General features: G+C 71.7%; 16 protein-coding genes. 8 read left to right on the top strand and 8 right to left on the bottom strand.

The annotated features are described in order from the left end of the window. Nucleotides 1-198: 198 nt before the first annotated feature. Genes ABZX90_RS06630 through ABZX90_RS06615 form a run of 4 tightly spaced genes read right to left on the bottom strand, consistent with a single transcriptional unit; the run spans nucleotide 199 to nucleotide 5,899 of the window. Nucleotides 199-1,359, bottom strand: a complete 1,161-nt coding sequence (locus tag ABZX90_RS06630) for an acyl-CoA dehydrogenase family protein (RefSeq protein WP_351128535.1) — start codon at nucleotides 1,357-1,359, stop codon at nucleotides 199-201. Between the two features lie 11 nt (nucleotides 1,360-1,370). After that, nucleotides 1,371-2,345, bottom strand: a complete 975-nt coding sequence (locus ABZX90_RS06625) for a hydroxymethylglutaryl-CoA lyase (protein ID WP_351128526.1) — start codon at nucleotides 2,343-2,345, stop codon at nucleotides 1,371-1,373. After that, nucleotides 2,342-4,270, bottom strand: coding sequence for an acetyl-CoA carboxylase biotin carboxylase subunit (locus ABZX90_RS06620; RefSeq protein ID WP_351128524.1), 1,929 nt, complete (start codon nucleotides 4,268-4,270; stop codon nucleotides 2,342-2,344). Before ABZX90_RS06620 ends, ABZX90_RS06625 begins: the two co-directional genes overlap by 4 nt. Nucleotides 4,271-4,282: 12 nt before the next feature. Further along, nucleotides 4,283-5,899, bottom strand: coding sequence for a carboxyl transferase domain-containing protein (locus tag ABZX90_RS06615; protein ID WP_351128522.1), 1,617 nt, complete (start codon nucleotides 5,897-5,899; stop codon nucleotides 4,283-4,285). 96 nt (nucleotides 5,900-5,995) lie between these two features. Between ABZX90_RS06615 and ABZX90_RS06610 the strand changes: the two genes are divergently transcribed. The 5 genes from ABZX90_RS06610 (at nucleotide 5,996) to ABZX90_RS06590 (ending at nucleotide 10,579) form a co-directional block, all read left to right on the top strand. Continuing rightward, nucleotides 5,996-6,655 (top strand): TetR/AcrR family transcriptional regulator, encoded by a 660-nt coding sequence (locus tag ABZX90_RS06610; RefSeq protein WP_355201986.1) that lies wholly within the window; start codon nucleotides 5,996-5,998, stop codon nucleotides 6,653-6,655. Between the two features lie 109 nt (nucleotides 6,656-6,764). Then, nucleotides 6,765-7,922: an acyl-CoA dehydrogenase family protein gene (locus tag ABZX90_RS06605; RefSeq protein WP_351128518.1), complete on the top strand. Its 1,158-nt coding sequence runs from the start codon at nucleotides 6,765-6,767 to the stop codon at nucleotides 7,920-7,922. Between the two features lie 34 nt (nucleotides 7,923-7,956). After that, on the top strand, nucleotides 7,957-8,829 hold the full coding sequence (gene tesB, locus ABZX90_RS06600; protein WP_351128516.1) for an acyl-CoA thioesterase II: 873 nt from the start codon (nucleotides 7,957-7,959) through the stop codon (nucleotides 8,827-8,829). Between the two features lie 27 nt (nucleotides 8,830-8,856). After that, nucleotides 8,857-9,858: a cation diffusion facilitator family transporter gene (locus ABZX90_RS06595; RefSeq protein WP_351128514.1), complete on the top strand. Its 1,002-nt coding sequence runs from the start codon at nucleotides 8,857-8,859 to the stop codon at nucleotides 9,856-9,858. A gap of 43 nt (nucleotides 9,859-9,901) precedes the next feature. Next, complete coding sequence (locus ABZX90_RS06590) at nucleotides 9,902-10,579, top strand: maleylpyruvate isomerase N-terminal domain-containing protein (RefSeq protein WP_355201981.1); 678 nt, start codon at nucleotides 9,902-9,904, stop codon at nucleotides 10,577-10,579. A 38-nt stretch (nucleotides 10,580-10,617) separates the two neighbouring features. Here the strand turns inward: ABZX90_RS06590 and ABZX90_RS06585 are convergent, their stop codons facing one another. Both ABZX90_RS06585 and ABZX90_RS06580 read right to left on the bottom strand, forming a co-directional pair. After that, on the bottom strand, nucleotides 10,618-11,406 hold the full coding sequence (locus tag ABZX90_RS06585; protein ID WP_351128510.1) for a phosphatase: 789 nt from the start codon (nucleotides 11,404-11,406) through the stop codon (nucleotides 10,618-10,620). A 131-nt stretch (nucleotides 11,407-11,537) separates the two neighbouring features. Beyond that, nucleotides 11,538-13,262, bottom strand: coding sequence for a helix-turn-helix domain-containing protein (locus tag ABZX90_RS06580; RefSeq protein WP_355201978.1), 1,725 nt, complete (start codon nucleotides 13,260-13,262; stop codon nucleotides 11,538-11,540). Nucleotides 13,263-13,447: 185 nt separating this feature from the next. Between ABZX90_RS06580 and ABZX90_RS06575 the strand changes: the two genes are divergently transcribed. From ABZX90_RS06575 to ABZX90_RS06565, 3 genes are all read left to right on the top strand, one after another. Beyond that, nucleotides 13,448-14,908 carry a sodium:solute symporter gene (locus ABZX90_RS06575; RefSeq protein ID WP_351128506.1) on the top strand — a complete coding sequence of 487 codons (1,461 nt, stop codon included), beginning with the start codon at nucleotides 13,448-13,450 and terminating at the stop codon, nucleotides 14,906-14,908. 63 nt (nucleotides 14,909-14,971) lie between these two features. Then, entirely contained in the window at nucleotides 14,972-15,940 is a 969-nt protein-coding gene (gene speB, locus ABZX90_RS06570) for an agmatinase (protein WP_351128504.1), read from the top strand. Then, a complete protein-coding gene (locus ABZX90_RS06565; RefSeq protein WP_351128502.1) occupies nucleotides 15,937-17,622 on the top strand; it encodes a thiamine pyrophosphate-binding protein in 1,686 nt (561 codons plus the stop codon). The genes speB and ABZX90_RS06565 overlap by 4 nt, the downstream gene beginning before the upstream one ends. Before the next feature lie 134 nt (nucleotides 17,623-17,756). On the opposite strand, the gene ABZX90_RS06560 is transcribed toward ABZX90_RS06565, so the two are convergent. Beyond that, nucleotides 17,757-18,560 (bottom strand): endonuclease, encoded by an 804-nt coding sequence (locus tag ABZX90_RS06560; RefSeq protein ID WP_355201973.1) that lies wholly within the window; start codon nucleotides 18,558-18,560, stop codon nucleotides 17,757-17,759. A gap of 203 nt (nucleotides 18,561-18,763) precedes the next feature. After that, complete coding sequence (locus ABZX90_RS06555; protein WP_355201970.1) at nucleotides 18,764-21,115, bottom strand: glycosyltransferase family 39 protein; 2,352 nt, start codon at nucleotides 21,113-21,115, stop codon at nucleotides 18,764-18,766. Nucleotides 21,116-21,310: the final 195 nt, after the last annotated feature.

Below are 21,310 nucleotides of genomic sequence, written 5' to 3'. Positions count from 1 at the left end.
GCAAGGTGACGGACGGTCAGGCCTTGCCCCCGGGTGACCACCCAGTGGCCCTTGACCCAGTTGCCGACGGTCTCGTAGCCGGAGCGGAAGGAACCGAGCCGGTCCAGGGATCTCCGGGGTGGCGGCGCCGGACGCACCGCGGCCACCGTCGGGCGGGTGCCCGATGGTGGCCGCGGTGTTCCGGCTGTACCCGAAGGATCAGCCTGTGAGCCCCAGCTCACGGGCGATCAGCATCCGCTGGACCTCGCTCGTGCCCTCGCCGATCTCCAGGATCTTGGAGTCGCGCCACATACGGGCGACCGGGTACTCGTTCATGAAGCCGTAGCCGCCGTGGACCTGGGTGGCCTCGCGGGCGTTGTCGACGGCGATCGTGGAGGAGTAGAGCTTGGCGATCGCCGCCTCCTTCTTGAAGGGCTCGCCCGCGACGAGGCGGGACGCGGCGTCGCGCCAGCCGACGCGGGCCATGTGGGCCTTCATCTCCATGTCGGCGATCTTGAACTGGATCGCCTGGTTGGCGCCGATCGGGCGCCCGAACGCGTGCCGCTCCTTGGCGTACTTGACCGACTCGTCGACACAGCCCTGCGCGAGACCCGTGGCCAGCGCCGCGATGGCGATACGGCCCTCGTCCAGGATGCGCAGGAACTGCGCGTAGCCGCGGCCCTCCTCGCCGAGCAGGTTCGCCGCCGGGACCCGCACGTCCGCGAAGGACAGTTCACGGGTGTCGGAGGCGTTCCAGCCGACCTTCGAGTACGGGGCCGCGACCGTGAAGCCCGGGGTGCCGGAGGGGACGATGATCGCGGAGATCAGCGGCTTGCCGTCGGGCTTGCGGCCGGTGACCGCGGTGACCGTCACCAGGCCCGTGATGTCCGTGCCGGAGTTGGTGATGAAGCACTTGCTGCCGTTGATGACCCACTCGTTCGTCTCGGGGTCGAGCCGGGCCGTCGTACGGGTCGCGCCCGCGTCCGAGCCGCCGTCCGGCTCGGTCAGGCCGAAGGCGCCGAGGATCTCGCCGGAGCAGAGACGCGGGAGCCACTCGGCCTTCTGGGCGTCCGTGCCGAACAGGTGGATCGGCATGGCGCCCAGCGAGACGCCCGCCTCCAGGGTGATGGCCACGGAGGAGTCGACCCGGGCCAGCTCCTCCAGGGCGATGCCGAGGGCGAGATAGTCGCCGCCCATACCGCCGTACTCCTCCGGGAACGGCAGCCCGAACAGGCCCATGCGGCCCATCTCCCGCACGATCTCGTACGGGAATTCGTGCCGCTCGTAGAAGTCGCCGATCTTCGGCGCCACGACGTCATGGGCGAACTCCTCGACCGTACGGCGGAGTTCTTCGAGTTCGGGGGAGAGGCGGTGGTCCAGGGACATGGGGATCACTCCTGGTGGGACTGAGTCGTTTTACCGAGTGCTTTGACGGTGCGGGACGGGCTGGGTCGGCCCAGTTGTCCGGCCATCCACACGCTTGTGGCGGTGAGGCGGCCGAGGTCGACCCCGGTGTCGATACCGAGGCCCTGGAGCATCCATACGAGGTCTTCGGTGGCGAGGTTGCCGGTCGCGGACTTCGCGTACGGGCAGCCGCCGAGGCCGCCCGCGGAGGCGTCGACGGTGCTGACGCCGTGCTGGAGAGCGGCCAGCGTGTTGGAGAGCGCCTGGCCGTAGGTGTCGTGGAAGTGCACGCCGAGCGCGCTGGTGGGCACGCCCTCCTCGTTCAGCTCGGCGAGCAGGGCCTGCACATGACCCGGTGTCGCCACGCCGATGGTGTCGCCGAGGCTCAGCTCGTCACAGCCCATGTCCATCAGCGCCTTGCAGACGCGGACGACCTGATGGACCGGGACGGGCCCCTCCCAGGGGTCGCCGAAGCACATCGAGATGTAGCCGCGGACCGTGAGGTTCGCGGCCTTCGCGCGGTTCACCACCGGTTCGAACATGGCGAGCGACTCGTCGACCGTCCGGTTGAGGTTGGCCTTCGCGAAGGACTCCGTCGCACTGGCGAACACGGCCACGTGCCGGGCGCCGAGCGCCAGCGCCCGCTCCAGTCCGCGCTCGTTGGGGACCAGCACCGGAAGCGCCACCGGCAGGTCGGCGACCTGAGGGAACAGCTGCTCCGCGTCGGCCAGTTGGGGAACCCACTTGGGGTGGACGAAGCTGGTCGCCTCGATCGTGGTCAGCCCCGAGTCCGCGAGGCGCCGGATGAACTCCGCCTTGACCTCGGTCGGAACGGTCGTCTTCTCGTTCTGCAGCCCGTCGCGCGCGCCGACCTCGTAGATCCGCACCCGGGCGGGCAGGTTTTGGACGGGTACAGCCTGGGCGGGTACGGCCATCGGCAGGCCCAGTTCGGGAGTGCTCATTCCGTTTCCTCCGCGGGGGTGATGACCGCCAGTACCTGGTCCATGGCGACCGTCGTGCCCGGTGTGACGTCCAGCTCGCTGACCGTTCCGGCGTGCGGCGCGGAGATGACGTGCTCCATCTTCATCGCCTCGACCACCAACAGGCTCTGCCCCGCGGTCACCTCGTCGCCGACGGCGACCTTCACGACGGTCACCGTGCCCGGCATGGGGGCGGTCAGTGAATCGGCCCCGGAGTACGCGGCGCCGGTGAGCGACGCGGCCACCGGGTCGTGATCGCGCACATGCCAGGCGTCGCCGTCGCGGCCGATCCAGTCGGCGGCGCGGTGGAAGGTGTGGCGCACCCCGTCGAGGGTCACCGCGACCCGGTCGGCGGTGACGGTGTGGGTGCCGCGCGGGGTGTACTCCACGGGGTCGAGGACCCGCAGGGAGAAGCCCACCGGCCTGGGGGTGCCGCCGAGCCGCCATCCGCTCGGCACGGAGAACGGGTCGGTCCAGCCCTCGCCCGACGGGGCCAGCTCGTCGAGCCGTACGGCCGCCGCCGCCTCGTACACCTCCTCCGGCACCTCGGCCGGGACCAGCCCCGCGGCCTCCCGCTCGACCAGACCGGTGTCCAGGTCGCCCGCCACCACGGCGGGGTGGGCCAGCAGACGGCGCAGGAAGCCCGCGTTCGTCTGGACCCCGAGCGTGACCGTCTCGGCGAGCGCGGCCCGGAGCCTGCGCAGCGCCGTCGCGCGGTCGGGGCCGTACGCGATGACCTTGGAGAGCATCGGGTCGTAGAGGCTGCCGACCTCGGTGCCCTCGGACAGGCCCGAGTCGGTGCGCACACCGTCGCCCTGCGGCTCGCGCAGCGAGAGCACCGTGCCTCCGGAGGGGAGGAAGCCGCGCGCCGGGTCCTCGGCGCAGATGCGGGCCTCCACCGCGTGCCCGGTCAGGGTGATGTCCCGCTGCTCGTAGGGCAGGTGCTCGCCGGCGGCGACCCGCAGCTGCCACTCGACGAGGTCGAGGCCCGTGACGAGCTCGGTGACCGGGTGCTCCACCTGGAGGCGGGTGTTCATCTCCATGAAGTAGTACGACGACGGGTCGCCGCCGGGGACGATGAACTCCACCGTGCCCGCGCCCCGGTAGCCGCAGGAGCGGGCGGCCTGGACGGCCGCCTCTCCCATCGCGGCCCGCGTGGCCGGGTCGAGGAGCACGCTGGGCGCCTCCTCGATGATCTTCTGGTGGCGGCGCTGCAGGGAGCACTCGCGCTCGCCCAGGTGCACGACATGGCCGTGCCCGTCCGCGAGGACCTGGATCTCGATGTGCCGGGGCCGGTCGACCCAGCGCTCGACGAGGAGGGTGTCGTCGCCGAACGACGCCCGCGCCTCGCGTCGGGCGGCGGCGATCTCGTCGGCCAGGACCGCGGTGTCCCGCACCAGGCGCATGCCCTTGCCGCCACCGCCGGCGCTCGGCTTCAGGAGCACCGGCACGCCGATCTCGCGGGCGGCCGCGATCAGCTCCGCGTCCGTCAGGCCGCTGCCCGAGGAGCCGGGGACGACCGGGACCCCGGCCGCCTTCACCGTCTCCTTGGCGCGGATCTTGTCGCCCATGAGGGAGATCGCCTCGGGGGACGGCCCGATGAAGGCCAGACCCGCCTCCGCGCAGGCCCGCGCGAAGGCGGCGTTCTCGGCGAGGAAGCCGTAGCCCGGGTGCACCGCCTGGGCGCCGGTCCGGGCCGCCGCTTCCAGCAGCCGCTCCACCGACAGATAGCTCTCCGACGCGGGCGCCGGTCCGATCCGTACGGCCGTGTCGGCCTCCCGGACGTGCCGGGCGTCGGCGTCCGCGTCCGAGAAGACGGCCACCGAACGCACGCCGAGCGCGCGCAGGGTACGGATGACGCGTACGGCGATCTCGCCCCGGTTGGCCACAAGCACCGTGTCAAACATGGGTGGGTCCCCTCACATCCGGAAGACGCCGAACTGGGGGTCACCCAGGGGCGCGTTGGCGCAGGCGGTCAAGGCGAGTCCGAGGACCTGCCGGGTCTCCATCGGGTCGATCACTCCGTCGTCCCAGAGCCGGGCCGTCGCGTAGTAGGCGTTCCCCTGACGCTCGTACTGCTGCCGGATCGGCGCCTTGAAGTCCTCTTCGTCCGTGGCCGGCCAGGACTCGCCGCGCGCCTCGATCTGGTCGCGCTTGACGGTCGCGAGGACCGAGGCGGCCTGCTCGCCGCCCATCACGGAGATCTTGGCGCCCGGCCACATCCACAGGAAGCGCGGCGAGTACGCCCGGCCGCACATCGAGTAGTTGCCCGCCCCGTACGAGCCGCCGATCACGACGGTCAGCTTCGGCACGCGTGTGCAGGCGACGGCCGTCACCATCTTGGCGCCGTGCTTGGCGATGCCACCGGCCTCGTACTGGCGGCCCACCATGAACCCGGAGATGTTCTGCAGGAACACCAGCGGGATGCCGCGCTGGTCGCACAGCTCGATGAAGTGGGCGCCCTTCTGGGCCGACTCGGAGAACAGGATGCCGTTGTTGGCGACGATCCCGACCGGGTGGCCGTGGATCCGCGCGAAACCGGTGACCAGGGTCTGCCCGAACTCGGCCTTGAACTCGGCGAAGCGCGAACCGTCCACCACGCGTGCGATGACCTCGCGTACGTCGTAGGGGGTGCGGGAGTCGACCGGCACCGCGCCGTACAGCCCGTACGGGTCGACCTTGGGCTCGGCCGCTGCGGTGACCTCCCAGGGGAGCTTTCCGCGCGCGGGGAGCGTGGCGACGATCGTGCGCACGATCCGCAGCGCGTGCGCGTCGTCCTCGGCGAGGTGGTCGGTGACGCCGGAGATCCGGGAGTGGACCTCGCCGCCGCCCAGCTCCTCGGCCGTGACGACCTCGCCGGTGGCGGCCTTCACGAGCGGTGGCCCGCCCAGGAAGATCGTCCCCTGGTTGCGGACGATCACGGCCTCGTCGCTCATCGCCGGGACGTAGGCGCCGCCCGCCGTGCAGGAGCCGAGGACGGCCGCGATCTGCGGGATGCCGGCGCCGGACATCCGCGCCTGGTTGTAGAAGATCCGCCCGAAGTGGTCGCGGTCGGGGAACACCTCGTCCTGCATCGGCAGGAAGGCGCCTCCGGAGTCGACGAGATACACACAGGGCAGGCGGTTCTCCAGCGCCACCTCCTGGGCGCGCAGGTGCTTCTTCACCGTCATCGGGTAGTACGTGCCGCCCTTGACGGTGGCGTCATTGGCGACGATCACGCACTCGCGCCCGCTGACCCGGCCGATCCCGGCGATGACGCCGGCGGCCGGGGCCTGTCCGTCGTACATCCCGTCGGCGGCGAGCGGCGCCAGCTCCAGGAACGGTGAGCCGGGGTCGAGAAGGGCGTCCACGCGGTCGCGGGGCAGCAGCTTTCCGCGCGCGGTGTGCCGGGCGCGTGCCTTCTCGCCGCCGCCGAGCCGCGCCGCGGCCAGCTTGTGGCGCAGCTCCTCGCCCAGCGCGCGGTGTGCCGCCTCGTTGGCCCTCCAGGCCTCCGACGCGGGATCTGCCGCGCTCGTCAGCTCCGGTGCCTCTTGCATCCTGCGGTCCCCTCACCAGTGGTCGACCAGTTAATGAGCGTTAACGCACTTCCTTCAGGTTAACGACCGCTAACCTCAATGTCTAGAATTGTTTTCATGGCCACCAGAACCGACGCCCCGACCCGTCGTGAGCAGATCCTCAAGGAAGCCGCCCGGCTCTTCGCCGAGCGTGGTTTCCACGGTGTGGGAGTGGATGAGATAGGAGCGGCGGTCGGCATCAGCGGCCCCGGTCTCTACCGGCACTTCGCCGGCAAGGACGCGATGCTCGCCGAGCTGCTGGTGGGGATCAGCGGACAGCTGCTCACGGGCGGCAAGCGCAGGGTGGCGGAGGCCGAGGGGGGCGCCGAGACGCTCCTCGACTCGCTCATCGAGGGGCACATCGACTTCGCGCTCGACGACCGCCCCCTGATCACCCTGCACGACCGCGAGCTGGACCGCCTGCGGGACAGCGACCGCAAGCTCGTGCGCCAGCTCCAGCGTCAGTACGTCGAGCTGTGGGTGGAGGTGGTCCGCGAGGTGTACCCGGAACTGACCGAGCCCGCCGCGCGGTCGGCCGTGCACTCCGTCTTCGGCCTGCTGAACTCGACCCCGCACCTGGGGCGGCCGGGCGCGCTCCCGGGGCGCGCGGGGACGGCGGAGCTGCTCCACCGGATGGCACGGGGGGCCTTCGGAGCGGCTGCGGTGGCCCCTGGGACTTCCGTGGCTCCCGGGGTGGCGGCAGTGGCTCCGGAGGCGCCCGTGGCCCCTGGGGCGTGACGAGCGTCTCGGGGGGTGACATCTGGACGGCGCTCGTGACCGACGGGTAACCTCGTATCTGAGCAAGCGCTTAGAAATATCCCAAGGTATCCAGGCGGAGGTGGCGGCGGTGCGCCGTACTGTGTTCAACGAGGACCACGAGGCGTTCCGGGAGACCCTGCGCGCCTTCATCGAGGCCGAGGTCGTCCCGGTCTACGACGAGTGGTTCGCCGCCGGCCAGGCGCCGCGCGACTTCTACTACAAGCTCGCCGAGCTCGGCGTCTTCGGCATCCGCGTGGACGAGGAGTTCGGCGGCGCCGGCATCGACTCCTACAAGTTCGAAGCCGTGATGTACGAGGAGACCGCGCGCGCCGGTGTCCAGTTCGGCGGCTCCGGCGTGCACGTGCTGCTCGGCCTGCCCTACATCAAGTCGCTCGCCACCGACGAGCAGAAGAAGCGCTTCCTGCCGAAGTTCGTGAGCGGCGAGGAGATGTGGGCCCTCGCGATGACCGAGCCGGGCACCGGCTCCGACCTCGCGGGCATGAAGACCACCGCCAAGCTCTCCGAGGACGGCACGCACTACGTCCTCAACGGCTCCAAGACCTTCATCACCGGTGGCGTCCACGCCGACCGCGTGATCGTCTGCGCCCGCACCTCCGCGCCCACCGCCGAGGACCGCCGCTTCGGCATCTCCCTCTTCGCCGTGGACACCAAGTCCGAGGGCTACTCCATCGGCCGCAAGCTGGACAAGCTCGGCCTGAAGACCTCCGACACCGCCGAGCTGGCGTTCGTCGACGTGAAGGTGCCCGTCGAGGACCTGCTCGGCGAGGAGAACAAGGGCTTCTACTACCTCGGCCACAACCTCGCCTCCGAGCGCTGGGGCATCGCCTTCGGCGCCTACGCGCAGGCCAAGGCCGCCGTCCGGTTCGCCAAGGAGTATGTCCAGGAGCGCACCGTCTTCGGCAAGACCGTCGCGTCCTTCCAGAACACCAAGTTCGAGCTGGCCGCCTGCCAGGCCGAGGTGGACGCGGCCGAGGCCGTCGCCGACCGCGCCCTGGAGGCCCTCGACGCCGGTGAGCTGACCCCGGCCGAGGCCGCCAGCGCCAAGCTGTTCTGCACCGAGGTCGCGCACCGCGTCATCGACCGCTGCCTCCAGCTGCACGGCGGCTACGGCTTCATGAACGAGTACCCGATCGCCCGCCTGTACGCGGACAACCGTGTCAACCGCATCTACGGCGGGACCAGCGAGATCATGAAGACGATCATCGCCAAGGACATGGGCCTGTAAGGTCCGCGAAAAGACTGCGCGGTACAACTGCCCCATGAGTGAGGCACTTCAGAGTCTCCTCGATCTGCTCGACATCGAGCGGATCGAGGAGAACATCTTCCGCGGCCGGTCCCGGTCCGCCGTCGTCCCCCGGGTCTTCGGCGGGCAGGTGGCGGCGCAGGCCCTGGTCGCCGCCGGGCGCACGGTCCCCGAGGACCGGCTCGCCCACTCCCTGCACGCGTACTTCCTGCGGATCGGGGACCCCGGCGCGCCCATCGTGTACTCCGTGGACCGCATCCGCGACGGCCGCTCCTTCACCACCCGACGGGTGGTCGCGGTCCAGCACGGACAGCCGATCTTCCACCTCTCCGCGTCCTTCCAGACGTACGAGGAGGGCATGGAGCACCAGGCCCCGATGCCGCCCGCGCCCGACCCCGAGACGCTGCCCACGGCCGCCGAACTGCTTCCGCTGTACGCCGACGTCTTCTCCGACGCCGACGTACTGGAACGCATCCTGGAGGCCCGCGAGTCCGTCGACCTGCGCTATGTCGACGCGCCGCCGTACGGCACCGTCGGCGAGGTCCGCGAGCCGCGCTCCCAGGTGTGGTTCCGCACCAACGGCAAGCTCGCGGACGACCCGCTGCTGCACGTCGTCCTCGCGACCTACGTCTCGGACATGACGCTCCTCGACTCCATCCTGCTCGCCCACGGGCGCGGCGGCTGGGTGACCGGCGACGTCGTCGGAGCCTCCCTCGACCACGCGATGTGGTTCCACCGCCCGTTCCGCGCCGACGAATGGCTGCTGTACGACCAGGAGTCGCCCTCCGCGTCGGGCGGCCGCGGCCTCGGCCAGGCCCGGATCTACACCCAGGACGGCAAGCTGGCCATCTCGGTGATCCAGGAAGGTGTGGTCCGCGTCCCGCGATAGCGGCGCATTCCTCGGTAAGACTGAGGCATGACTGAAGCAGCGGCGCGGCCCGCGGACGGCGGCGGGGACAGCGGGGACGACGGCGGCGGCGAGAGTGTCTTCACGGTGATCGTCGCCGCCGTCGCCAATCTCGGGATCGCCCTCGCCAAGGCGGTCGCCGGTGTCATCAGCGGCTCCAGCGCGATGCTGTCGGAGGCCGCCCACTCCGTCGCCGACACCGTCACGGAACTGCTGCTGCTCACGGCTCTCAAACGCAGCGAGAAACCCGCCGACGAGGAGCATCCGCTGGGCTACGGCCCCGAGCGCTACATCTGGGCGCTGCTCGCCGCCGTCGCCACCTTCGTCGGCGGCGCGGTCTTCTCGATCTACGACGGAATCCACACCCTGGTCGCGGGCGAGGAGCTCGGCGACCCGCTCGTGTCGTACATCGTGCTGGCCGTCGCCTTCCTCCTGGAGGGCTTCTCCCTGCGGACGGGGCTGCGCCAGGCGCGCGGCGAGGCCGCCCGGGTGGACGCCCCCTTCAAGACCTACCTCCGGCGCACCCCCGACACCGCCGTGAAGGCCGTCGTCATGGAGGACTCGGCGGCCCTGGTCGGTCTGGTGTTCGCCGCGGGCGGCCTGCTCGGCGGCCAGCTCACCGGATCGGGCGTCTGGGACGGCATCGCCTCGCTGCTCATCGGGCTCCTGCTGCTCTACGTCGCCTGGGTGCTCGGCCGTTCCAACGCGGAGCTGCTGATCGGACGGCCGCTGCCCCGGCCGATGCGGGAGCGGATCCGGGCGGAGCTGCTGGCGTTGGAGCACGTGGAGGCCGTACTGGAGCTGACGACGCTCATGCAGGGACCGCGCGAGGCACTCGTCGCCGCCAAGGTCGACTTCCGGGACGCGTCGACCGCGGCCCAGATCGAGTGGGCCTGCGAACAGGCCGAGGACCGGATCCGGGCGGTGCTCCCCGCGGTGAGCAGGGTGTATCTGGACCCGACACCGGGGTACGCCCAGCGGCGGTCCGAAGGGCTGAATCCCTGGCCGTGAAAGGCGGTTGAGGCGGTCCGGCGGCTGAGGTTGGATGGCGGCCATGACCTATGGGGAAGAGTCGTGGAACTGGCGCGGGGCACGCATCCGGGAAGTCTTCCTGGAAGCGGCGGACACGGTCGTCGGGCTGCTCGCCGAACCCGCCGTCGCCGCCGCCTGGGAAAAGCCCAGCGCGCTGCGGGACTTCAGTGTCCAGGGACTGGCGGGGCACACCGTCTGGCCGGAACTCGCCCTGCCGGACCTGCTGGCGCAGCCGGTTCCGGTGGAGCCGGTGGTGTCGCTGCGGGAGTACTACCTGGAGCGGGTGACCTGGCTCGACGCCGGAGTCGACGGCGCGGTCAGCATCCGCATCCGGCGCGGCGGAGAGGCCACGGCGGCGGACGGCCACGAGGTGCTCGTGGGACGGGCCCGCGAGGCCGTCGAACGGCTGCGGGCGGAGCTTCCCGGGACCCCCGCCGTACGCCCGGTCCGGATGCCGTCCTGGGGCGACTGGTCCCTCGAACTCGACGACCTCCTGCTCACGCGGCTGATGGAACTCGTCGTCCACGCCGACGACTTGGCGCACAGCCTGGGCCTGCCCGCACCGGACTTCCCCGAGCGGGTGACCGCGCCGGTGGTCGACCTGCTCGCCCGCCTCGCGGTCCGGCGGCACGGCCCGCTCCAGGTGATCCGGGGACTCGCACGCGCCGAACGCGCCCCCGGATCGATCGCCGGGATCTAGGACCTGTCCGGTCGACAGGTCCTAGGCGGCGCCGGGGTTCACGCCAAACCCGCCGCGTTGAGCAGGTACGCCGTCATCGGGTCGTAGTGGCGCGGGCTGAGGACGTGGTCGTCGAGCGGGACCACGACCTGGAGCGTGCCCTCCGACTCGGCGAGGAACAGCGCCGGGTCGTTGCAGTCGGCGTAACCGACGGAGTCCAGGCCCTGTTGGCCCGCGAATCCGGCCCAGCCGTGGTCGGCCACGACCAGATCCGGCAGCGGACGGCCCTCCCGCTCCAGAGCGGTGAGGATCGCGCGCATCGGCTCGCCGGAGTGCGTGTGCCACAGCGTGGCGCCGTGTTCCAGGACCGCCACGTCCGCGAACTGCATGACGTAGCCCTCGTCCGTCCGCAGCCCGTCCGGGATCACCACGATCTCGCAGCCGGACGCGCGCAGGGCGGCGGCCGTGGCACGGTGCACGTCCAGCAGTCCGCCGGGGTGGCCGGTCGCGAACAGCACCCGCTGCCGGTCCTCGGCCGCCTTGCGCAGCCGGGCCGCGAGGCGGTCCAGGGCGTCCAAGGTCAGCTCGGGGTCGATGGTGTCCTGGCCGTACCGGTACTCCGGGTCGTCATTGACGCCGACCCGCTCCGCCATCACCGCGAGCACGTCCTGCTCGTCGGTCCAGCGGGCGCCGAGTTCCAGACCGAGCCACCAGTTGCGCTCGCCGTTCGCCAGTTTGCGGTAGTGGGAGAGGTTGTTCTCGCGGGGCGTGGCGACATCGCCCGCGATACGGGTCTTCACGAGATGGTCGACAAGTTCGGCGCGGCTGGGAGTCCCGGGTATCGGCATACCACCATTGTGCCGGTGCTCTCCCGCCGAGGGTGCGGCTGTCCCGGTCGCTGGGATGTGCGTCACTCAGGTGTACGGGACCTGGGGTGGAGCCACCCGCGGCCCCCGTCGGCCGGCTCCGTGCCGCCCGCTCAGTCGTCCCTTAGCGCGAACCACAACTCCATCCGTACGTCGGGGTCGTCGAGGTCCGTCCCCAGCAACGCGGCACAGCGGGCGATGCGTTGGCGGACCGTGTTGCGGTGGACGGAGAGGGCCACCGCGGTGCGGTCCCAACTGCCGTGCAGGGAGAGCCAGGTGCGGAGCGTCTCGGTCAGGGCCGGGGTCCCCGCGACGGGAGCGAGAAGGGCCTGGGCGTGGGCCTCGGCATCGGCCGGGGGGACGAGGTCCGCGAGCGCGGGACGGTCGCCGTGGCGGACCAGGGCCGCCCGGGTGGCGCGGGCGCGGGCCAGCGCTCGGGCCGCCTGGGTGTCGGCGGTCGCCCACGCGTGCGGGCCCGCGGGCGCGCTGACCCCGCAGGTCCAGCCCGGCTGCGCGGTGGGCTCGCGGTCGCCGGGGACGAGGACGCGGACGATGTCGCCGCTCACGTCGACCAGCGCCGAGCCAAGCGCCGCTCCCAGCGCGGACGCGGCGACGGCGTCCGGGGCGGGGCCGTCCCCGGCGGGGCGCGCGTGCACGACCACCCACCGCTCGCCGCCGAGAAGGGGTGCCACCGCCTCCGGCGCGGCACCGAGCAGCAGCCGCACCAGGGCCGCCGACCGAGCCGCGCCGCTCCCGCTCTGGTGCTCCCCGGTGAGCAGGGAGAGCAGCACGGACGCGACGGAGGCGATCGTGTGGTCGCCGGGGTCACGGCGTGGCGCGGCGACGCCCAGGACGAAGCCCTGGCCGCTGCCGAGGGCGTAGGCCGCTAGATGGATGCCGCCCACGGTGTCGGTGGCGGAGGAAGGGGTGGGTCCCTGAGCGGCCCCGGGCCGTACGACACCGGCGAGCTCGGCGAGCACCTCCCCGAGAGACGCCGGCGCCGGGGGTGCGCCGGGGGAGGGTGCGCCGATCGCGGGAGACGGGCCCCGGGTGGTCCCGGTCGAGGCTGTCCGCTCCGTCGGTCCCCCGACCGTGGGCGCTGCTCCCGACGGTCCCGTGTCCGCCGGGTGGGCCGGGATGCCCGGGCGGGTCCGGGGTGCCGATCGGGTCGCCTCCGGCGGGCGGGCCGGCGGGATCCTGCCGGCCCGTGCCAGCTCCGTGCCCTCCGGGCCGTACAGCACCGCCCAGCCCCCCACCCGCTGGGCGAGCTGCCGGAGCACCGCCGGGACCGGATCGGGGCGGGCGGCGGCGGCCGCCAGGCTCTGCTGGGCCTCGGTCACCCGGCGGAGTTCGGCCAGCCGGGCCTGGGCCATGAGCTGCCACACCGCGCGGGCGACCCCGGAGAACGTCGTCTGGGGCGGGACCTCCAGGAGGGGCAGCCCGTAGGTGTCGCAGGCCGCGACCAGGGCGCGCGGGACCGTGTCGTGGACCGGGGCCAGGCCGAAGCCGAGCGCCGCACCGCCCGCCGCGACGATGCGGGAGACATAGCCGTCGAAGTAGCCCCCCGGGCTGTCGGCCCCGCCCGACCCGGGGATGCCCTCGTCCGAGCCGGCCGCCTCGGGGACGTGGACCCCCGCCGTCAGCAGCAGCTCGCCGCCCAGCAGGTAGGGATAGGGGTCCGCCATCTCCGACGTGTGCGCCCAGTGGATCACCGTGTCGGGCTCCGCCGGTCCGGCGATCAGGCGCAGGGCCAGGTCCTCGCGGGCGAGGAGCGCCGACAGCGGTACGGGAGGGGTCGGCGGTACCGCCGGGGCGGACGGTGACTGTGGGTCCGGCATGGTGGACAGTTCCTCCATCCCGTTCGGAGCGAATGGATGAAACGTACACTTCGCAGTCGCTTTCCGGCCACCTAGTGTCGTCCCGACCGGCAGCCGTGGGTACGGGCGGATGTCCCCGCGATCAGTTGCCGGCTCGTCCCCACCTCATCTGCACGACACGCCACCGAGCGCTCGGAGGAGACCCCATGGCCGTCGACTACACAGTGATCGTCGTCTATCTGGCCGGCATGCTGGCCATGGGCTGGTGGGGCATGCGCCGCGCCAAGTCCAAGAGCGAGTTCCTCGTCGCGGGACGCAGGCTCGGACCCGCCATGTACTCCGGCACCATGGCCGCCATCGTCCTCGGCGGCGCGTCCACCATCGGCGGTGTCGGGCTCGGCTACCAGTACGGGCTCTCCGGTGCCTGGATGGTCTTCACCATCGGCCTCGGCCTGCTGGCGCTCAGCGTTTTCTTCTCCGCCCGCATCGCCCGCCTGAAGGTCTACACCGTCTCCGAGATGCTCGACCTGCGCTACGGCGGCCGGGCCGGTGTCATCTCCGGTGTCGTCATGTGGGCGTACACCCTGATGCTCGCGGTCACCTCGACCATCGCGTACGCCACGATCTTCGACGTCCTCTTCGACATGAACCGGACGCTCGCGATCATCCTCGGCGGCTCGATCGTCGTCGCGTACTCGACGCTCGGCGGCATGTGGTCGATCACCCTCACCGACATGGTGCAGTTCGTGGTCAAGACCGTCGGCGTGCTGCTCCTGCTCCTGCCCATAGCGGTCGTCAAGGCCGGCGGGTTCAGCGAGATGAAGGCCAAGCTGCCCACCGAGTACTTCGACCCGCTGGGCATCGGCGGCGAGACGATCTTCACCTACGTGCTGATCTATACGTTCGGCATGCTGATCGGGCAGGACATCTGGCAGCGCGTGTTCACCGCGCGCAGTGACAGGACCGCCAAGTGGGGCGGCACGGTCGCCGGTACCTACTGCCTGGTCTACGCCGTGGCCGGCGCCGTCATCGGCACCGCGGCCAAGGTCATGTACCCGAAGCTGCCCAGCGCCGACACCGCCTTCGCGACCATCGTCAAGGACGAACTCCCGGTCGGTGTGCGCGGACTGGTGCTCGCCGCGGCCCTCGCCGCTGTGATGTCCACCTCCTCCGGCGCCCTGATCGCCTGCGCCACCGTCGCCAACAACGACATCTGGTCCCGGCTGCGCGGCGCCGTGAAGCGCGACGCCGAAGACCACGACGAGGTCAAGGGCAACCGCGTCTTCATCCTGGTCATGGGCATCGCCGTGATCTGTACGGCGATCGCGCTCAACAACGTCGTCGAGGCGCTGACCGTCGCCTACAACCTGCTCGTCGCCGGCCTGCTCGTCCCGATCCTCGGCGGTCTGCTGTGGAAGCGCGGCACGGTGCAGGGCGCGCTCGCCTCCGTCGTCGTCGGCGGTGTCGCCGTCATCGGGCTGATGGCCTCGTACGGCATCCTCGCCAACGAGCCCGTCTACTACGGACTGCTCCTCTCGCTGGCCGCGTACCTGATCGTGTCGCTGGCCACACCGGCGACCGACACCGCGGTGCTGGCCGCCTGGCGGGAGCGGCTCGCGGGCCGCGACGCCGAACCCGTGTCCGAACCGGTCCCGGTTCCCCAGTAGAGTCGTACTAGTTGTACTTAGTTGTACATACGCGACGAAGCGTAGGAAAGAAGGCAATCCCTCATGAGCAGCAACGAGACGCCCCGCGGACCCGTCGACTCGTCCCGCATTCCGCGGTACGCCGGTCCCGCGACCTTCGCCCGGCTGCCGCGCCTCGACGAGGTCGGCACCGCCGACGTCGCGGTGGTCGGTGTGCCGTTCGACTCCGGCGTCTCGTACCGGCCGGGCGCCCGCTTCGGCGGCAACGCGATCCGCGAGGCGTCCCGGCTGCTGCGCCCCTACAACCCGGCGCAGGACGCCTCCCCGTTCGCCCTCGCGCAGGTCGCGGACGCCGGTGACATCGCGGCGAACCCGTTCAACATCAACGAGGCCGTGGAGACGGTGGAGGCCGCCGCCGACGAGCTGCTCGGCACCGGCGCCCGCCTGATGACCCTGGGCGGCGACCACACCATCGCGCTGCCCCTGCTCCGCTCCGTCGCCAAGAAGCACGGCCCGGTCGCGCTGCTCCACTTCGACGCGCACCTCGACACCTGGGACACGTACTTCGGTGCCGAGTACACGCACGGCACCCCGTTCCGCCGCGCCGTCGAGGAGGGCATCCTCGACACCTCGGCGCTCTCCCACGTCGGCATCCGCGGCCCGCTGTACGGCAAGCAGGACCTCACCGACGACGAGAAGATGGGCTTCGGCATCGTCACCTCGGCGGATGTCTACCGCCGCGGCGCCGACGAGGTCGCCGACCAGCTGCGCCAGCGCATCGGAGACCGCCCGCTCTACATCTCCATCGACATCGACTGCCTCGACCCGGCGCACGCGCCCGGCACGGGCACCCCGGAGGCGGGCGGCATGACCTCCCGCGAGCTCCTGGAGATCCTGCGCGGCCTCTCGTCCTGCAACCTCGTCTCGGCCGACGTCGTCGAGGTCGCCCCGGCGTACGACCACGCCGAGATCACCGCGGTGGCGGCGTCGCACACCGCCTACGAACTGACCACCATCATGTCCCGCCAGATCGCGGAGGCCCGGAACAAGTGACCCACGACCACGACCTGGTGCTCCGCCCGTCGGCCGCACAGACGGAGGCCGCGCTCAACCCTCCCCCCGGCCGCAACGGCGGAGACCTGGTCGTGGAGACCCTCTCCGGTCTCGGCGCGACGACCGTCTTCGGGCTGCCGGGCCAGCACGCGCTCGGCATGTTCGACGCGCTGCGCCGCTCCTCGCTCCAGTACGTCGGACTGCGCGTCGAGAACAACGCCGGGTTCGCGGCGGACGCGTACGGCCGGATCACCGGTGAGGCCGCGCCGCTGCTGCTCTCCACCGGCCCCGGGGCGCTGACCTCGCTCGCCGCGCTCCAGGAGGCGCGCGCCGCCTCGGCACCCGTCCTCGCCATCAGCAGCCAGGTCCCGACCGCCGGCCTCGGCGGCGGCCGCCACGGCTATCTGCACGAACTCCCCGACCAGCAGGCCTCGTTCCGGGGCGTGGTCAAGTCGGTCCACACGGTCCGTACGCAGTCCCAGATCCCCTCCGCGATCGCGGCGGCCTGGGAGTCGGCGCTGACCGTTCCGCACGGCCCGGTCTGGGTGGAGATCCCGCAGGACGTCCTCCTCGACGAGACGAGCCTGCCGGTGGTCACGGCGATGGACGCGACCCCCGAGGACGTGGTCCCGCGCCCCGAACTGACGGCGCTGGCAGCCCACTTGCTGTCCTCGGCTGTCCGTCCCGCGATCATCGCGGGCGGCGGTGTCGTCCGGTCGGACGCGTCCGGCAAGCTGCGCGCGCTCGCCGAGAGGCTGAACGCGCCCGTCGTCACCACCTTCGGCGGCAAGGGCGCCTTCCCCTGGGAACACCCGCTCTCCCTCCAGTCCTGGCTGGAGGACCGGTACACGACCGACTTCCTGGAGGACGCGGACGTCCTGCTGGTGGTGGGCTCGGGCCTCGGCGAACTCTCCTCGAACTACCACACGTTCAAGCCCCGGGGCCGGGTGATCCAGATCGAGGCCGACCTCGGCAAGCTGGAGTCCAACCACCCGGCGCTGGGCATCCACGCGGACGCCCGCCTCGCGCTGTCCGCGCTCCTGGAGACGGTGGAGGAACGCCCCGACCCGACGGCGGCGGACCGCGTGAGCACGGTCCTCGGCCGGGTCGCGGAGCGCATCGCCTCCCAGGAACTCACCCTGGAACAGGACGTGCTGGCGTCCGTCCGCCGGGCCCTGCCGGCCACGTCGCCGTCCTTCTGGGACATGACGATCCTGGCGTACTGGGCGTGGTCGGCCTTCGACCCGCGCGGCGCCAACACCATGCACTCCGCGCAGGGTGCCGGCGGCCTCGGCTACGGCTTCCCGGCGGCGCTGGGCGCGGCCGCGGCCGACCCCTCCCGCCCGGTCCTCGCGGTCTCCGGCGACGGTGGCGCGCTGTATTCCATCGCCGAACTGGCGACGGCGAAGCAGTGCGACCTCCCGGTCACCTGGCTCATCGTGGACGACGGCGGATACGGCATCCTCCGCGAGTACATGACCGGCGCCTTCGGCCGGGCGACCGCCACGGAACTGTCCCGCCCGGACTACGTCGCCCTCGCCGAGTCGTTCGGCGTGCCGGGCGTCCTCACGAGCCCCGAGACGCTGGAGGAGGACCTGGCCAAGGCCCTGGCCGCCCCCGGCCCCTCGGTGGTCGTCCTCCCGGCGGTGCTGCGGATGTTCGCCCCGACGCACTTGGGCTGACCGCGCCGGCCGCGGTCGCGGGAACGCGAGAGCGCCGGGGAGTGTGCGACACACTCCCCGGCGCTCCGTCGCCCAGGTCCCGGCAGTCGCCTGAACTCCCTTTGTCACGGAGGGAGTTCAGGCGGTCACGCTGACTACCAGATCGCTTCCACCCATTCCGGGTGGTCGATGAACGGGTTGCGGTTGTGCTGGTAGGTGTCGTAGATCGCCTGGTTGCGCTTCTCCTCGAAGGTGCTCGGCGGGTCCTCGTCGTTCCACTGCTTGAGCACGGACAACTTGCCGATGTACGGGGTGCTGCCGTTGTTGACCTTCTCGTCGGGCTCCAGGTTGGCGAAGCCGTCGTCGCCCTCGTAGCGGACCGCCATGTAGAGGATCATGCGGGCCACGTCGCCCTTGTCGGCGTCGCGCGGCTCGAACGAGTCGGAGTCGACGAGGCTGCCGCCGCCGTTGGTGACCGTGCTGCCGCCGTTGTCGAAGTCCAGATTGCCGCGGATGCTGTTGACCTGGACGTCCGCCGGGCGCAGATGGTGCAGATCCGTGCCGGGGCCGGTCACCTCGCCGAAGTTGCCGTGCGACTTGGCCCAGGTGTGCTCGCGGTTCCAGTCGCCGACGTCGCCGCCGTTGAGGGACTTGCTGCGCGAGACGCCGCTGTACAGCAGGATCACGTTGCTGCTGTTGTTCGGGTCCTGGTCGGTGACCTTCAGCGCGTCCCAGACCGCGGAGTACGAGATCTTGGTCTGGCTGCTGATGATGGTGTGCAGCGAGGACTTCAGGGTCGTGCCGGTCTTGCCGACCGCGTTCTTGTAGTACGTGCTGTCGTACGCGGTCGTCGTGGCGCTCGCGGGGGTCGCGGCCACGGTCGGCAGGGTGAGGCCGACGAGGACCGCGGAGGTGCTCAGCGCCAGGGTCTTCCAGCGGCGTATGTGCGTGGCGGGCATCGTGGGGTGTCCGTTCTACGCGGGTTGAATGGAGCGGGTAACCGGGAGGGTGACATGTGCATGAGGTGCTGGGGGTTAAGGGGAGGTGTCGGTTCAGTGTCGGGATTCAACAACTCGTGCAGTCCACGCGAGACATGACAGAACGACCGAGCGGCCCCTGACCGGACATGTGGTCAGGGGCCGCCGGGTGTCGGGCGGATGGGTCAGCCGACGTCGGAGGTGTCCAGCCGGTAGAGCGTCGAGGCCGACTGTCCGCTGCCCTGCGCGCCGGATCCGGAACTCGATCCGGAGTCGGACCCGGCACCGGACGCGGACCCGGACTCCGAAGTGGAGTCGGACGCCGCGGATTTGTCGTACGCGCTCTCCTTCACCGCCGTGCCGTTCTTCTCCACCCACGCGGTGATCTGCGAGTTGAGCGTGTTGTTTCCGCCCATCCCGCCGCCCATGCCGCCGCCGAGCTGGATGTAGTGCAACTCGCCCTTGCGCACGAGCTCCTTGAGCTTGGCGAGCGTCATCGCCTTGTCGGAACCGGTGAAGCCGAACATGGAGATGACGGGCTTGCCGGTGCTCACGATCAGCTGCGCCGCGCCCTGCGAATTGGGCACCGCCAGCAGCCACTTGGCGCCGTCCTGGTGCTTCTCCAGATAGGAGACCAGGGCGCTGCTGGTGGTGCCGCCCATGCCGCCACCGCCGCCGCCGGAGCCGCCCGCGCCGCCGGGCCGCTCAGCGGTACCGCCCGCGGCGCTGCCGTTCCCGGCTTCCGCCTGGCCGCCACCGGGGAACTCCCCGTTCCCGGCGCCCTGTTGGCCCGCGTCCTGGCCGACGCCGGGGGAGCCGCCCTGGGGCTGCTCGCCGTTCCCTCCGGGTGCCAGGCCACCGCCGGGGGCCTGCCCGCCTTCGGGGAGGCCGCCCGCCTGTCCGCCCGCCTCGGCGTTCGGACCGCCCTGCGGGGCGCCGCCGGGGGCCTCGCCTCCGAAGCCGCCCCGGCCGCCGCCCGGACCGCCCCCGAAGCCGCCGCTGCCGGTGGTCGGCCCCGCGGTCGGGTTGGTGCCGCCCATGCCGCCGCCCATACCGCCGGCGGCGGCCGCGGGTTCGGCGACGGCGTACGCCGCCGGGCCGGCGAGGGCCGCGACGACCGCCGCAGCCACGGACGCGGTGAGCAGCCGGGCGCGGTTGCCGGAACGGAAGAGGAACAGGCCCGTGATCGCCAGGGCCATGACCACCCCGACGGCCGGCCACAGCCAGCCGTTCCAGTCGGCGGCCCGGCGCAGCAGCACGATCGCCCAGATCGCGGTGACCGCGAGCCCGGCGGGCAGCACCCACTGCCACCGGGCGTCCGAGCCGCGGAAGGCGCCCAGCAGCATGACGCCGCCCGCGCCGGTCAGGGCCGCGATGCCGGGAGCGAGCGCGGTCGTGTAGTACGGGTGCATGGTGCCCTCGGCCATGCTGAACGTCAGGTAGTGCAGGACGGTCCAGCCGCCCCACAGCACCAGCGCGGCGCGCCTCACGTCGGTACGCGGCGCGCGTCCGCACAGCACCAGGCCGCCGACGAGCGCGATGCCCGCGAAGGGCAGCAGCCAGGAGATCTGGCCGCCGAGGATGTCGTTGAACATCCGGCTGAGGCCCGCGGTCCCGGCGAAGGTGCCGCCCCCGCCACCCCCGCCGCCTCCGCCGTTGCCCTCGCCGCCCAGCACCCGGCCCAGGCCGTTGTAGCCCATGATCAGGTCCCAGGCGGAGCCGTCCGTGGAGCCTCCGATGTACGGGCGGTCGCCGGCCGGTACGAGCGAGACGGCGGCCGCCCACCAGAAGCTCGCGACAGCCAGGGCCACGGTGGCGAGCAGCAGGTTGCGGACCTTCTTCGCCCAGCCGAGCCGGGAGGCGTACACGTACACGGCGAGGACGGCGGGCAGGGCGATGTAGGCCTGCAGCATCTTGGTGTTGAAGGCGAGCCCGAAGCACACCGCCGAGCCGAGCAGCGGCAGGAGTCTGCCGTCGCGGGTGGCCCGCAGGCCGAGGGCCGCGGCCGCGACCATCAGCAGGACCAGGAGGGTGTCCGGGTTGTTGTCGCGGTTGATGGCGACCGTGATCGGGGTCAGCGCGAGGACCAGCGCGGCCACGGTGGCCGCCGGGTGGCCGAAGACCCGCTTCACGCAGGAGTGCAGGATCCAGATCGTGCCGAGCGCGGCGGCGACCATGGGCGCCATCATCTGCCAGGTGCCGAAGCCGAGGACCCGACAGGACAGACTCATGATCATGAGCGCGAACGGCGGCTTGTCGACCGTGATGAAGTTGCCCGCGTCGAGCGAGCCGAAGAACCAGGCCTTCCAGCTCTGCGTACCGCTGAGCACCGCGGCGCTGTAGAAGCTGTTCAGGTCGGCGGACGACAGGTTCCAGGAGTACAGGACCGCGGCCAGGACGAGGATCGCGAGCAGCGCGGGCAGCGACCAGCGGGGCGCGGCCGGCGCCGGCTCCGCGGGCTCCGCGTGCGCGGGCGCCGGCGGCGGGGCGTGGGGAGTCGTGGGGGCGTCGGGCAAGGGGTCAGTGGCAGACGTCACCACCGCACCATGACGCGACGTGATGGGTGCGGACTGTGGTCCGCCTGGGGGCGAGCTGTGTGTCCGGACCCCGCCGCCGAAACACCCGGACACCCGCCGCCGGAACACCCGAACCCCCGTCCCCGGAACACCCGTACAACTTTCGGACCCCCCTGTGAGTCATCTGGGGCGAGCGCGCCGGGGGCGCGTTCGTAT

The organism is Streptomyces sp. NPDC002935 (assembly GCF_040611295.1).
GTDB lineage: Bacteria > Actinomycetota > Actinomycetes > Streptomycetales > Streptomycetaceae > Streptomyces.
The sequence above is the reverse complement of the archived record's forward strand: the minus strand, read 5'-3'. Positions and strand labels throughout refer to the sequence as shown.

What these genes read in the sequence shown, in the direction of transcription:
- ABZX90_RS06625 (WP_351128526.1), bottom strand. Translation starts at nt 2,345, where the DNA reads ATGAGCACTCCCGAACTGGGCCTGCCGATGGCCGTACCCGCCCAGGCT.
- ABZX90_RS06620 (WP_351128524.1), bottom strand. Translation starts at nt 4,270, where the DNA reads ATGTTTGACACGGTGCTTGTGGCCAACCGGGGCGAGATCGCCGTACGC.
- ABZX90_RS06615 (WP_351128522.1), bottom strand. Translation starts at nt 5,899, where the DNA reads ATGCAAGAGGCACCGGAGCTGACGAGCGCGGCAGATCCCGCGTCGGAG.
- ABZX90_RS06610 (WP_355201986.1), top strand. Translation starts at nt 5,996, where the DNA reads ATGGCCACCAGAACCGACGCCCCGACCCGTCGTGAGCAGATCCTCAAG.
- tesB (WP_351128516.1), top strand. Translation starts at nt 7,957, where the DNA reads ATGAGTGAGGCACTTCAGAGTCTCCTCGATCTGCTCGACATCGAGCGG.
- ABZX90_RS06595 (WP_351128514.1), top strand. Translation starts at nt 8,857, where the DNA reads ATGACTGAAGCAGCGGCGCGGCCCGCGGACGGCGGCGGGGACAGCGGG.
- ABZX90_RS06590 (WP_355201981.1), top strand. Translation starts at nt 9,902, where the DNA reads ATGACCTATGGGGAAGAGTCGTGGAACTGGCGCGGGGCACGCATCCGG.
- ABZX90_RS06585 (WP_351128510.1), bottom strand. Translation starts at nt 11,406, where the DNA reads ATGCCGATACCCGGGACTCCCAGCCGCGCCGAACTTGTCGACCATCTC.
- ABZX90_RS06580 (WP_355201978.1), bottom strand. Translation starts at nt 13,262, where the DNA reads ATGCCGGACCCACAGTCACCGTCCGCCCCGGCGGTACCGCCGACCCCT.
- ABZX90_RS06575 (WP_351128506.1), top strand. Translation starts at nt 13,448, where the DNA reads ATGGCCGTCGACTACACAGTGATCGTCGTCTATCTGGCCGGCATGCTG.
- speB (WP_351128504.1), top strand. Translation starts at nt 14,972, where the DNA reads ATGAGCAGCAACGAGACGCCCCGCGGACCCGTCGACTCGTCCCGCATT.
- ABZX90_RS06560 (WP_355201973.1), bottom strand. Translation starts at nt 18,560, where the DNA reads ATGCCCGCCACGCACATACGCCGCTGGAAGACCCTGGCGCTGAGCACC.